General features: G+C 48.3%; 9 protein-coding genes. 2 read left to right on the top strand and 7 right to left on the bottom strand.

Annotation, left to right across the window (positions count from 1 at the left end):
* The first annotated feature begins 1 nt into the window (after position 1).
* Entirely contained in the window at positions 2–1,237 is a 1,236-nt protein-coding gene (locus KW844_RS10415; RefSeq protein ID WP_218376655.1) for a serine hydrolase, read from the top strand.
* Between the two features lie 89 nt (positions 1,238–1,326).
* Here the strand turns inward: KW844_RS10415 and KW844_RS10410 are convergent, their stop codons facing one another.
* Both KW844_RS10410 and KW844_RS10405 read right to left on the bottom strand, forming a co-directional pair.
* Positions 1,327–2,118: a DUF1080 domain-containing protein gene (locus KW844_RS10410; RefSeq protein ID WP_218376654.1), complete on the bottom strand. Its 792-nt coding sequence runs from the start codon at positions 2,116–2,118 to the stop codon at positions 1,327–1,329.
* Between the two features lie 70 nt (positions 2,119–2,188).
* Positions 2,189–3,121, bottom strand: a complete 933-nt coding sequence (locus KW844_RS10405; RefSeq protein ID WP_218376653.1) for a helix-turn-helix transcriptional regulator — start codon at positions 3,119–3,121, stop codon at positions 2,189–2,191.
* Positions 3,122–3,217: 96 nt separating this feature from the next.
* On the opposite strand from KW844_RS10405, the gene KW844_RS10400 reads away from it, so the two are divergent.
* Entirely contained in the window at positions 3,218–4,321 is a 1,104-nt protein-coding gene (locus tag KW844_RS10400; RefSeq protein WP_218376652.1) for an FAD-dependent monooxygenase, read from the top strand.
* 52 nt (positions 4,322–4,373) lie between these two features.
* On the opposite strand, the gene KW844_RS10395 is transcribed toward KW844_RS10400, so the two are convergent.
* Genes KW844_RS10395 through KW844_RS10375 form a run of 5 tightly spaced genes read right to left on the bottom strand, consistent with a single transcriptional unit; the run spans position 4,374 to position 14,075 of the window.
* Positions 4,374–5,894: an aldehyde dehydrogenase family protein gene (locus KW844_RS10395; protein WP_218376651.1), complete on the bottom strand. Its 1,521-nt coding sequence runs from the start codon at positions 5,892–5,894 to the stop codon at positions 4,374–4,376.
* Between the two features lie 2 nt (positions 5,895–5,896).
* On the bottom strand, positions 5,897–6,772 hold the full coding sequence (locus KW844_RS10390; RefSeq protein ID WP_218376650.1) for a DUF1338 domain-containing protein: 876 nt from the start codon (positions 6,770–6,772) through the stop codon (positions 5,897–5,899).
* Between the two features lie 4 nt (positions 6,773–6,776).
* Entirely contained in the window at positions 6,777–9,074 is a 2,298-nt protein-coding gene (locus KW844_RS10385) for an aminotransferase class III-fold pyridoxal phosphate-dependent enzyme (RefSeq protein ID WP_218376649.1), read from the bottom strand.
* Between the two features lie 4 nt (positions 9,075–9,078).
* The gene (locus KW844_RS10380; protein WP_218376648.1) at positions 9,079–10,983 is read right to left on the bottom strand and encodes a trehalase family glycosidase; all 1,905 of its coding nucleotides are present in this window, start codon (positions 10,981–10,983) and stop codon (positions 9,079–9,081) included.
* 5 nt (positions 10,984–10,988) lie between these two features.
* Positions 10,989–14,075: a glycoside hydrolase family 2 TIM barrel-domain containing protein gene (locus KW844_RS10375; protein ID WP_218376647.1), complete on the bottom strand. Its 3,087-nt coding sequence runs from the start codon at positions 14,073–14,075 to the stop codon at positions 10,989–10,991.
* Positions 14,076–14,099: the final 24 nt, after the last annotated feature.

The raw sequence follows: 14,099 nt of genomic DNA, 5'->3' as shown, positions 1-14,099 counted from the left end.
TATGAAATTTCATCCTATCAAAACCTTCTTATCAATTTGCCTGCTCTCTTTAGCTGCTAATGCCCAATCAACGCGGGATTCACTTACGCAATTGTTAAATCAACAATACAGCCAGTCTGGATTCGTGGGGTTTAGTGTTGCCATAGTGAATAAGGATACCCTATTGTACGAACATGGTTTCGGGCACGCGGATTTGCAGCGCCAAACACCCTACGGCACTAATACATTGCAGCCGATTGCTTCCGTCAGTAAATTATTTATTGGCATGGCGGTGATGAAAGCCCTGGAACAGGGTTTATTTACCCTGGACACCCCGGTGAATGACCTGCTGCCATTTAAAGTAGCCCTACCCAATATGGCGGACAAGCCGCTCCTGATAAAACATTTGGCAACGCATACCTCCGGCATTACGGACAATCAGGATTACTATAAGAAAACTTACGTATATACGCCACCGGTAGATGTAAATAATGCGCTCTATCAACAAATTATGGCGAAAGGTTATGGTGCTACCGGTGCCGATACCACGCTGGGCGCCTTTCTAAAAAGCTACCTTGCCGCTGACGGGAAATTTTACAGTAAGAAAAATTTCAATAAATCCGCCCCTGGCAGCCGGTATGACTACAGCAACATTGCTTCGGACCTGGCGGCTTATCTGATAGAAATGAAATCCGGGCTTTCTTTTGCGGACTATACGGAGAAATATATTTTAGGTCCGCTACACATGGATCATTCAGGATGGTTCCCCACTGCGCCAGGTGCTACTTTATATACGGGGTTGAAAGCGCCATATCCGGCGTATAGCTCGATCTGCTATCCGGATGGAGGGCTGATTACCTCTGGCCATGAGCTGAGTCTTTTCCTGAAAGAAAACATTGCAGGGCATGAAGGTAAGGGAACCCTGCTCTCCCCCGCCTCCTATAAAACGATGCTGCAACCGGCTTTTTCAGCGGCCTATACTCCAAAAAACATCGACCCTAACGAACCCAATATCGGCGTGTTTTATATCATGAAAAAGAATGGCATCATTGGCCATAGCGGCGGTGATGGCGGCGTAACGTCGTTCCTGTTTTTCAACCCTGAAAAGGGGTTTGGCATGCTGTTCATTTCTAATACAGAGCTGGAGGGGCTTAATGGCGTGAATAAAAATCTGCTGGCAGACTTTCAACGGATATGGAGTTTAATGGGGCAGTTTGGCGGGAAGATGCAGGTGGAGTTTGGGAGGGTTAACAACTAAGCATTTTTATTTTCAGAGAGAATAATAGCCAGCCATGGAATATGCATCCGTGGCTGGCTTTCATATTATTTGCAAGTGTAAAAAGGTTATTATTTGCGCGGACTCAAATCCAATATCCTGATATTCCTGAAGTCCACCGGCTGCCCTTCACTTTGTAAAGCGATATACCCTTCGGATAGCAGCTTTCCGTCGATTTTTATTGCCGGGTTATAATTATTTACCACCCCGCCACCAATCTGTGGCTGTGAATATTGCAAAACGGTATCGCCGTTAATGATATGCGTGATGAGTGAATCTCCGAGTACAATCAGTTCACCCCGTACCCATTGTTCGCCATCATATGTTTTGGAAGAGGACTCAATACAATGCTGTGGGTCCAGTTTCCCTTTGTATACTACGTTGGTTCCGGGGGAGCACATATTTCCGGTAGGACGTGCATTGCCATCTCCCAAACCGGCTAGCAGCTGCATTTCCACGGAAATTGGCCAATCCTGCTCTTTAGGCATGCTGCGTGGGTCCTGCGAGTGGAACATGACGCCACTGTTGAGCAGCGTATAATCAGGGGCAGAAGGATACCATTTCCCTACAAACCGATATTCAAATTTGAGGTGGTAATGGGAGAACGGCTGTTTATAATAAAGATGACCGAACTGGTCGTTAAAATCGCCATACTGGTCGTAGCGCACCTGGATGATGCTATCCTGTACGCGAAAGGTGTTACCAAAGTTATCGCCTACTTCATGGTGATGGATTTTTACGATCCAGTCGCTAAGGTCTTTACCATTGAAAAGGCTTACCCATTGCGGGCTGTCATTTTTGGCAGCTTGCTGACAGGCCATGCAATACAGCAGTGGCAATAAGATTAATAGTTTGTTTTTCATACGTGTTCACATTATGGGTAAGGCCAAAAGATAGGGTAAAAAGATGGGAAATTATAGGAATATCTGCTGGCTATTTCACCTCACTGCTATACTTTTTAGGCTTTTTACCGATATGCTTTTCAAATACCCGGGAAAAATGGCTCAGGTTTTCAAAGCCTACCTGGTAGCCTGCTGCCGATACACTTAGTTTTTCGTCACGTATAAGTCGCGCCGCCTCTTTCATGCGCAGGTGCTGGTAATAGTCATAAATCCCCATACCAAATACCTGGATAAACACGCTACGAAGTTTATGTTCATTCATGCCGGCTATCCTTGTTAATGCTGCAATGCTGGTTGGCTTGTCGATGGAGGAGCTGATTTTATCGCGCACCTGGTAAATGGCTTTAATATCGCGCCCGCTGAGTTGCTGGTGCGCCGGCTTCTCCCGCTTTCTTAAACTATCCAGTAAGTACAGCAGTAATTCCATTGCCTTTATTCTGTAATAGTAGCCCTTTAAAGCAGCGGGTTCCTCCTTTTTTACGATGTCATTGACGGTGCGCAGCATATCGTCCGTCATGATTTCCTCCATTAAAAAATTATTGGTGCTATCGAGGAGAAATTGAAAGTTGTCTGCTTCTTCTCTCAGCAATGTCTTTAGGTAATCGGCACTGATACTTATGGAGATATGAGTGACATGTGTGTCTTTGGTGAAATGGATTTTCTGCGGTATCGCAAAAGGGAATATGCGCACATGGGGCCTATCAATGGCACGGCGGGTTTGACGCGCGGCGATCGTGTCTTCAAAAATATTGTAAAACATAAAACCTATACTGTTTTTGATAGCAGAGGTGGCCGTGAGGCGTGTGAAATTCTTTTTAACCACAAACGCGCTGAAATGCATGGCCATGTCAGGCAGGAAGTCAAAGGCTTTAAAGAATTTAACATCAAAATGCTTAAAATCCTTTTCTACTGACAACCCAACTTTAGCAGCATACTGCAATAGCTTTCTGTCTATATCTTCCATCGTTTTACGACTATTTTTTGACGCTATATAGGTATTTTAATTATAAAGCTACAACTACTTTTGATACGACAAGCAACATCTTAAAATTTTGCAGGTATGAAACAAAAAGTATTAATCTCAGGAGCAAGCTTTGCAGGCCTTACGCTGGCCTACTGGCTAAACAAATTCGGCTACCAGGTAACAGTGGTAGAACGCGGAGAAGGGCTCAGAACAGGCGGCTCCCCCATTGACGTACGCGGGCAGACGTTAGATATTGTCATGGAAATGGGCATATGGGAAGCCATTAAATCAAAGGAGTTTGTTCACCCCATTGAAATCGTGGATGCCCAAAATGAAACGCTGGCGACTGTTTCCATCAATGAACAGGAGCAATACATGGGTGATATAGAAATTCACCGGGGCGATTTGCTGGAGATCCTGTTCGGGATAGTTCCCAAACCGGAGGTGGACATTATCTTCAGTGACAGTATCACTTACCTCACACAACAGGAGAACCACGTGGAGGTGGAGTTTGAAAGCGCCGCCAAAAGCAATTTTGATTTCGTATTCGGTGCAGACGGCACCCACTCCCTGGTAAGGACACTGGTTTTTGGCAAGGAAAGTAACTTCAAACAATTTTTTGGTGCATACTTCGCTTTTGCCGATGCGGGTCATATAGCCACCGGCAGACCACAGGATACCGGCATCATATACCGGGAAGTAGGTAAACAGGCAGTAATCTATCAGTTCAAAGACACCGCCGTCGCGGCACTCGTATTCAGAGCGCCTGCACTGGAGTGGGATTACAGAGATCAGGAGCAGCAGAAGTTGATACTGAAACATTACTTCGGAAACAACAAGCAATGGAAAATTCCTGAAATCCTGGATACCATCCTTCAGTCCGACAACCTTTATTTCGATGAAGTTTGCCAGATCCATATGCCCTCCTGGACAAAAGGGCGTGTTGCCCTCGTGGGCGATGCCGCACATGCTCCCAGCTTTTTTACAGGAATGGGTACCAGCCTGGCCATACAAGGCGCAACGCTGCTGGCGAAAGCGCTACATGCAAACAATGACTATCACGCAGCATTTGCACAATACAACACCAGTTTCAAGCCTTACGTTGAAAATGTGCAGGCAGGCATCACCCGGGGCCTGCAAATGCAACTACCGGAATCTGAGGAGGAGCTTGAAGCCTCCATCAGGGCCTGGAGCGTGTAGCAAGACCGGTAAATATAAGACCTTCACGGGCGAAGGTCTTATATTTACCTCTTTACAAGTCAAACTTAATTCCCTGCGCCAGCGGCAACTGCGTACCGTAGTTGATCGTATTCGTTTGCCGGCGCATATAATTTTTCCAGGCATCACTGCCACTCTCACGCCCCCCTCCCGTTTCTTTTTCTCCACCAAACGCACCACCGATTTCCGCACCGGAGGTACCAATGTTTACATTGGCAATCCCACAATCGCTGCCAGCAGCAGAAAGGAAAAGTTCAGCTTCCCGGAGATTTAAAGTCATGATAGCGGAAGAAAGGCCCTGCGGCACATGATTCTGTATTGCAATGGCCTCCTCCAGCGTACTGTATTTCATCAGGTACAGAATGGGCGCAAATGTTTCCGTATGTACGATAGGGTAATCCGGCTGTACTTCTGCAATACAGGGTTTCACATAACAACCGCTTTCGTGACCTGCACCACCTAATACCCCGCCATCTACAATAAATTTACCCCCCTGCGCCTTACAGGCGCTGATGGCAGTCAGATAACCATCCACTGCCGCCTGATCAATCAACGGACCCACGTGATTGTTTTCGTCCAGCGGATTACCAATACGCAGTTGGCCATATGCTTTCACCAGCTTTGCTTTGAAATTATCGTAAACTGCTTCATGAATAATTAGCCGGCGTGTGGTGGTACAACGCTGCCCGGCCGTTCCTACGGCGCCGAATAAACTGCCCACCAGGGCCATGTCCAGGTCTGCCTCATGGGATATGATAATGGCATTGTTCCCTCCCAGTTCCAACAGGCAGCGGCCTAACCTGGCAGCTACCGTTACCGCTACCGCCTTTCCCATACGGGTAGAACCAGTAGCTGATACTAAAGGCACCCGGGGGTCCGCAGCCAACCACTCTCCTGCTTCTCTCCCCCCGTTAACTAAACAAAGTACGCCTTCGGGAATACCATTGCGTTCCAGCACTTCTGCCACTATATGTTGGCAGGCAATGGACGACAATGGCGTTTTTTCACTGGGCTTCCAAACACATACGTTGCCGCAAACCATTGCCAGCATAGCATTCCAGCTCCAAACAGCCACCGGAAAATTGAATGCGGAAATAATGCCCACTATTCCCAGCGGATGCCATTGCTCATACATCCTGTGCAAAGGACGCTCACTGTGCATGCTCAAGCCATAGAGCTGACGGCTTAAGCCCACCGCAAAGTCACAGATATCGATCATTTCCTGTACCTCTCCCAAACCTTCCTGCAAGCTCTTTCCCATTTCACAACTTACCAGGCTTCCCAGTGCCTGCTTTTTTGCACGCAGGGCTTCCCCTATCTGCCGTATGATCTCCCCCCGGCGCGGAGCTGGTACTGCGCGCCATTCTTCAAATGCCTGGGTGGCTGTTTGAATTACTTCCTCATAGTCCTGCCTGCCAGCAATTCCAACGCTTGCTATCAACAGCCCATCCACCGGTGAAAAGGAAGCCATATCATCATTGCCCCGCTTCCATTTAATGCCTGTGCTGATACCTGGATTCACCGCCTTGATACCCAGTTCTTCTAAAAATTTCATTGCTACTTATTTGTTTGTGATGAATACGTACTTTCAAATATCTTATTGGCATTAGCTGCTTCAAAACCTTCGCGCCGCGCTGCCTCCGGCAGTTGCTCATGCCCGGGGAGTAACCTGCGCTCTGCAAACTCCACATACGACCCGGCAATCGGGTGCTGCTCCTGCCCTGCAAAAGTGGCGTTAATCATGCCGGCAACAGTGGCACTTTGCAACAGCAGTCCATCCGGACTTTTCTTCACCTTGCCACCGGCATCATTTAGTTTCAGGCCGTGCTTTTCCAGGAACTCGTTGAAGTATACAATATCGCCATACTCCCCTTTCAGGTTATGTACACTAATGGTGAAATGATTCAGGTAATAACGGTTATAAATAGTCCAGGAGGCATATTCGCTTTCAACCGCCAGGGCCGCGTAGTCAGCGTAAGTCGGGAGCCGCCATAACCCACTATGCAGAAATGCATCCACCTGGGCCGGATCGTCCAGGTGCAAAGCGTCCACAGGATCAACCGTTACTTCATCCGTATAGCTATGTATAAGCTCCTGTGCTTCGGCCGACAAGTCCTTCACCCGTAGTTCACTAATGAAAATGCGGGGCAGCTTAGGTGCAGGCGGCGCATACCAGTAAGCATCCAGTTTCTTCTCCCCAAAATAATAGTAGTCCTTTTTCGTATAGCCGTGATGGATAAAGATTTTTTCAAGGGATTGTATACCCAGCTGCGGTACGCCTATGGTACGAAAAGCGATATGATCGTTTTCTATTTCCTGCTCATTAGTTATCAGCCCTTCCGCAATCATGGCTGTAATCACCCGGTTCACATCGGGCACCCTTTGTTTGTAGCGGCGCATCAGGCCCTCCAGGATTAATTCCAAATTATTCATAGCATTAATTATTAATTGCAGTTAATACCTCATCGAGATGGCGTACCAGATCAGTAGCATTTTGCTTGTTAAAAACCATGGGTGGTTTAATTTTCAGCACATTGTGCAGGGGGCCGTCCGTAGAGAGCAGGAAGCCCCGCTCCTTCATTTTCTCCACTACGGCGTTGATCTCGTCTACCGCTGGCTCCATCGTCACATGGTCTTTCACCATTTCTGCGCCGATAAAGAGTCCGAATCCACGAACATCACTGATGATTCGATGTTTTTCCATCAGGCTGCGTAGTCCTGCCATGAGATAGTTGCCGGTTTCCAGGGCATGCTGCTGCATTTGTTCGGACCTGATCACTTCCAGTACCGCACGGCCGGCGACCATGGATACGGGGTTACCGCCAAAAGTATTGAAGTACTCCATCCCATTGTCAAAGGCATCAGCTATTTCCCTCGTCACCACTACTGCCGCCAGCGGATGTCCGTTGCCGATAGGTTTACCCAGCACCACAATATCCGGTTGCACCTGCTGCAATTCAAAGCCCCAGAATTTCTCTCCTACTCTTCCAAAGCCCACCTGCACTTCGTCGGCAATGCATACCCCGCCGGCAGCCCGTATATATTGGTAGACCTGTGTAAGATAGTTATCAGGCAAAGGGATTTGCCCTCCAACACCGAGCAATGTTTCACAAATGAACGCTGCAATTTTTCCGGGGTTGCGCTCCAGGATCTGTGCTACATCCGCTGCATATTTTTCACCGGCCTGCGGATCATCATACCGAAATTCGCCCCGGTACAAATCCGGAGAAACTGCTTTATGGATATAGGGCATTTGCCCGAATCCTCCTTTGCCATCAAATTTATAAGGACTCATTTCCATGGCTACCGTGGAGGTGCCATGATAGGCATGATCCAATACCATTACTTCTTTGCGGCCTGTAAAATGCCGGCTCATGCGAATGGCCAGATCGTTGGCCTCACTGCCGGAGTTGGTAAAGTACACCACCGCCAGGTTAGGTGGCAGCGTGCTAAGCAGCTCCTTAGCATATGCCACCAGGTGATCGCTCAGATAGCGACTATTGGTATTAAGTGTGGCAATCTGCCGCTGCATAGCCTTCACTACTACCGGGTGGCAATGCCCTACGTGACTCGGGTTATTTACACAGTCCACATAAGTATCTCCCTTATCATCATATAAATATTGCAGGGCGCCCTTTACAATTTTCAGCGGTTTCCGATAGCTGATGCTAAGGTTGCGGCCTATCACCGCTTTTCGCTCCCGTAGCAGCTGACTATAATCATCTTCCTTATTGATCAATGACGCCATACCACAAGCTTTACGGAAGGTATCCGCAGCCCGGAGGGGATTGATTTGAATAAGGGCATTCAGCAGTTGCCAGGCGTCTTTTTCAGTCACAAAGTGATGACTATTAGAGGACCCCTGCGAAGCCTGGTATGCAGACTGTGTAACGCTAATGCATAAACGCCCTGCGATCAGATAATAGATCAGGTCTACCTCCTGCTCCGTGAGCGGAAATGCCTGGTGATACCCTTCAATTACCCATGCGGCCGCCTGTAGCGGATCTGCGGCGTTAAACATGGCATAGGTACAGGCAATGGCTACATTGTTTACCAGCGCGGTATACACCATATCGCCCAGGTCAATGAGTCCACTGACTCTCCCATGCTGCACCAGCACATTATAATCATTCGCATCCCCGTGGATGCAGGCATGACGCAGGTCCTGCAATACCGGCAGCACTTCCGTTTCAAAAGCCAGCAAAAAATAGCCTGCCAGTCTTCTTTTTTCAGGGTCAGGAATATGATGTAGTAATTTGTTGGCGTCCGCAGCCGTACTGATATCCCAGGTGTAATGGCGGTGTAGCGCATCGTGTTGGAACTCCCGCATGGCTTCATCTGTTTCTCCCAGAAAATGACCAAGGTCCAGGTACAATTCTTTCGTTTTCAGCGGTACAGTGGCCCAGCATTCCCCGTCCAGCCACGTTAGGATGCGGACGTAATATTGTTTCCCATCTTTGAACACCGGCGTTAATTCCTGGCGATTTTTATTCCGCAGTATTTGCTGGAATTTCCACGCTACGTCGGTGACAGTAAGATGATCCAGGATACGCAGTTGTGCATCCAGGAAAGAGTATTGCTTTTCCTCGCCGGTTATTTTGAGGATAAATTTCCGCCCGGAGGTATCAGTGATCCTATAGTTAAATTCATCGTAACCCTGCAAAGGAGCTACTTCTACTCCCAGCAGGTAGTGCTTTTGCACCAGCTGCTTTACTTCGTTTGCTGTAAATTCCATGACGTTATTTATTTTTCAGTATCATTAACAAATGAGCTGCGGACCAGCTAAAATTCTTTGCGTTCAAACCTTTACCGCTCAGGGGATGATAGTTTTCAGATATGGGTGCATCCGTGAGCAATCCTGCTGCGTTTTCCAGCAGTTGCTTTTCAAACTTTGCGGCCTGTTTTTTATATCCGTACTTGCGCAGGCCTGTGGTGGCAAAAGCTACCTGGTCCAGCCATACAGGGCCTCGCCAATAACCCTTCATGGGATCAAATGCCGGATGATCGGCAGCAAGCGTTGGAAATGGCACTTTGGTATTAAATTTTTTCGGATCACTCATTCTGCCCAACACCGTCTTCGCCTGGTCCTGCGTAGCTAATCCGGCCCATAAGGGAATCCAGCCTTCGGGGCCATCTACCCGCACCAGCTTTCCCGTAGCGGGTTGCAGATCATAAAAAAATCCTTCCTGCTTATCATAAAATTTATTGCGGATGATAGCCCCTAATTTCGCTGCCTGTTCACTATAGCTGGCTTTTTCATCTGCCACGGTATGTAGCTGGTGGAGATATATTTTCTCGGCATATAAGTAGGCATTAAGATCCACGCTTTCCTGATTGAGGGACCAGGCCCCCTCCTTATTTTGTAGCATGACGGCACTGTCAAACCGCACGGCATTGTCCATTCCGCTTTCCCAGGCAGCCGCAATACGGGTACCGTCCGTTGATCCGTACTCACATAAACCATTCTGATCATGGTCCCTGTTGGCATACCACCAATTGTGGTAGCGCACCAGTTTGGGTAATAGTTCTTTCACAAAGGCGGTATCTTTTGTTTGCAGAAACACTTCCCACACGGCCCAGGCCGCGAGTGGCGGCTTTGTATCGCGCCAGTTATTTTCCCGCTGATCGGCATAAATGCAATCCGCTACCATCCCATGTGCATCCTGGTAATCGAACATGGCGCGGATATTATTTTTTGCTAATTCCGGATGGAAGGTGACGATACCGGCTGCCTGTTTCCAGCTATCCCAGCTCCACACGCCATAAAAGCCCTGGTAATTAACGGAAGGAAATACGCCGTCATGCAGTATATCGCCTGCACTGCTGCGCCAATTGGTGATCAACGTAACCATGCATTTCACCGCCAGGCGTTGCTGTGCTGCGGTGAGCATGGGGGCTCCTGAAAAATACCGGTCGAGGTAACCATTCCATCTACGTTCATTTTCCGCCAAGGCTTTATTCAAATCGTATAACGCCGGCGTATACACGGAATCAGGATAGTAAGCCTGTACCTGTGTTTGTGCATAGCTTGCGCCGGGAGCAATGGACACACCGGGATGGCTGGCCCGGTAGTGAAAACTGTCGGCCGATAGCTTTACATCTCCCGGAAAAACAATTACAAAACCACCCGACTGCAGCACACCCGATTCCTTATTAACGGTAACGCGCCTACGTGATTGACCCACATAACGTACGTCCAGTGTTCGGACAGCGCCCCCTTTGTTGGTGATGTGCGTATGCAGCAAGGCTTCTCTGCCGGATACAAAAATCAATTGCTGCTGAATTTCCAGCTGATCAATTACCAGTTGCTGCATCAGCATTCCGGGAAAATAGTGAGCGTTTGCCCGGGCAGCGGCAAGGTCTATCCGTTGATTATTTTCAATAAGCTCTAGTCTTGAAAAGGCATCCGAAAGCCACGCTCCTTGCATCCCCATGACCAGCGGACCAATAAAAGCACCGTTATCGGCCGGCTGTTGCGGCAGTGCATAGGCATGCCAAGCCCCCATATCACTGAATACATTGGTTGCTATATTTTGTCCTTTAGGTGGATTTGTACGCAGGTTTAAAACATCCGGGTATTTACTCCGTTGTGCATACGCCTGTTGCAGCGATAGTCCGAGTAGAAGGATCAACCATTTGCTCATATTCATCATTTTTTTGCAGGGCATAGTATAAAAGAATAGCTGTAATCCTGGTAGGGCAACATAAACGCTGCATGCGGTGTGGCTCCCCAGCTGTTATCACCACCTACGCCGGACTGTTTGTAATCAATATTCCACCATACGAGGTCTTCGTTGGTAATACTGCCACCATGATTATTTTCAGCTGCATGCCGGTCAAATTCCAGCTTGTCCATATTGAAATGCAGTACACCTGCGCATATTTGCGGAGTGCCTTTTGCGGTGAGGCCTATCCCCTGCTGATCAGTGAGCGACATCCAACGTACCCCTGTTCTGTAGCCACTTTCCTGGGCGCGGGGATATGGATGAAACAGCTGATCTGCCTTCATGCGGTATAAGTCCACCGCGGCGGCCGTGTACCTGTCGGCATAGTTATCGAATGGCCCGCGCCCCAGCCAGGCCACATTATCAAATGCGCCACGCAGGATGGTACGCATACCAAAACGCGGTAGTTCGGGCATAGTTTCTTTACCGGTTTTCATAGTTACTGTTACCTGCACTGCACCATCTCCTGAAACAGTATAGGTGGCCAGGTAGGTCGCCTTTACTGCCGGAAGGGAATGCCAGGTGCGGATGATTGCCTTGTAAGGATCAAGTCTGATGGAATCCAGGTGCGCAGTTTGCATTACATCTTTCCAAACCGCACAACGCATCTGCTGACTATTTCCGATATCATTATCTGTAGGCGCACGCCAGAAGTGAGGCTCCAGTGGTGATTGCATAATGGCCTGCTGCTGGTAACTATAACCACTCAGCCAGCCGGTGTTTTTGCTGAAAGTAATTTCAAAATCATCTCCTGTAATCTTTATCTGTTCAGCGTTTTGGGAGAGATTGATTTTTTGCGCAATCGGCGATGCGGTATCCTGCGGGCTGCAAGGCAATTCAAACTGTTCCCAGGCCAGCAGGTGATTTGCCGGAAGTACCGCTGTTGCATTTTTTGTACGCATTTCAACGGTGAGGAAATATGCTTTATTGCTAAGTGCCGGCAATGTTAACGGGACCGTTTTTGCCTGGTGTGGCAATACAGCACCTACTTGCAGGGGACCTTTAGCCACCGTTTCCCCATTGCATCGGATGTACCAGGAAAAGTCAAACTGCTCCAGGTTTGTAAAGTCCAGCCGGTTAATAATCCGTAATTGGCTGGCGGATAACGGCACGGTTTCAAAGGTGACTGGTTGAATCACTTTCTTTAACTCAAAGGCCTGCGGGTGCGGTGACCTGTCGGCCGCAAACAATCCATCCGCACAATAACTGGTATCACTGGTAAGTCCCACCTGTCCCATATCCCGGCCATATGCCCAGATCTCACGGCCTTGCTTATCTTTTTGCTTGAATGTCTGGTCCGAGAAATCCCAGATAAAGCCTCCCTGCAATTGCTGATGCTGATAAATCAGGTCCCAGTAATCTTTCAGGTTACCACCGCCATTGCCCATCATATGCGCGTATTCGCACTGAATGAATGGACGGGGATTCCATTTTTTCACATATTCCAGCATTACACCAGGCGATTTATACATCGGGCAAACGATATCTGTATATTCATTTCTGCCTGCGGCTTCATATTGTACGGGGCGCGTACTATCCATCGTTTTCAGGTAGTGATAGGTAGCGATAAAATTTTCCCCGAAAGCACTTTCATTGCCCAGCGACCAGGTGATGATCGAGCAATGGTTCTTATTCGTTTCAAACATCCGCCGCGTCCGGTGCAGGTAAGCCTCTTTCCACTCCGGCTTATCTGATAGCGTTTGGAGTGGAGAAAACGACATACCATCACATTCAATGTTTGCTTCATCTACTACATACAAACCGTATTCATCGCAGAGTTCGTACCAGTCGGGACTATTCGGATAGTGACTGCTACGCACCGCATTGATATTGTATTGCTTCATCAGTTTGATATCCGCTATCATTTCATCTCTGGTGATCACCTTGCCGGTGTACATATTATGCTCATGGCGGTTTACCCCTTTTATTTTTATGGCTACCCCATTGACCAGCAGCAGTCCGTTCCGGATCTCCAGGGTTCTGAAGCCGGTACGGTGTTTAATCACTTCTATTAACTTTCCATGCGTGTCATAGTAGGCAATTAACAGGTTATAGAGAGATGGATTTTCGGCATTCCAGGATTTCACGTTTGGAACTACAAGGCTGATCTGGTAATTTTCACTCCCCGTCAGCGCTGCGCGACGCGTCATGATCACGGTATTGTTATCATCGAGCAACTTAGCTTGCAGGTAACCTCCTTTCACGGGGGTATTAAAGTGCAGGTCCAGCTGAAGGAGGCCGTTGGTATAACTGCTGTCCAGCCCTGCTTTTACAAAGAAATCCTGCGCCCTTGTTTTAGGCCTGGCAATTAATTGCACGCTTCGCTCAATGCCGCTTAGCTTCCACATATCCTGGCCTTCCAGGTAGGTAGCGTCGCTAAAGCGAAATACCTGGACCGACAAAGTGTTGCGGCCTTTACGCAGGAACCGGGTGATATCAAACTCACTGGCTGTTTTACTATCTTTCCCTAAACCCACATATTTCCCGTTTACCCAACAAAAGAAAAAGGAGTTCACAGCACCAAAGTGAAGTATAACATTTCTGTCTCCCCAGTTATCAGGAATGGTAAAATCCCTGCGGTACGATCCAACAGGATTATTAAGTTCAGGCGGGTATGGCGGATTTACCGGAATCGGGTATTCAACATCTGTAAAAATAAACCGGTCAAACCCTTGCGTTTGCCAGTGGGCGGGCACTTTAATATTTTCCCAACGGCTCACATCATAATCCTCAGCAAAAAAGTTTTGCGGGCGGGCTGCCGGCGCGGAATCCAGCCGGAATTTCCATACCCCGTCCAGCGATTGTACAAACGGCGATGGCGCATTTTGTAATGCATCAGCTTCCGTAGCTGCGGGAATAAACCAGGCATACGGCGCCAGGGCATTTTCGTTTTGAACCTTCGGGTTACTCCAGGGTTGAGCAGGTTGCTGCGCATGTATGCTGATCGGGCATAGCAAGGCAACCAGCCATCCAATACTGTATTTCATCATCTCTGTATCCGTGCTAATCAAGAAATAGGTTTGCCGGCAGGCAAT

The organism is Chitinophaga sp. sic0106 (assembly GCF_019219075.1).
Lineage (GTDB): Bacteria > Bacteroidota > Bacteroidia > Chitinophagales > Chitinophagaceae > Chitinophaga.
Note: the sequence above shows the minus strand (reverse complement) of the source record. Positions and strands in the feature narration are given on the sequence as shown.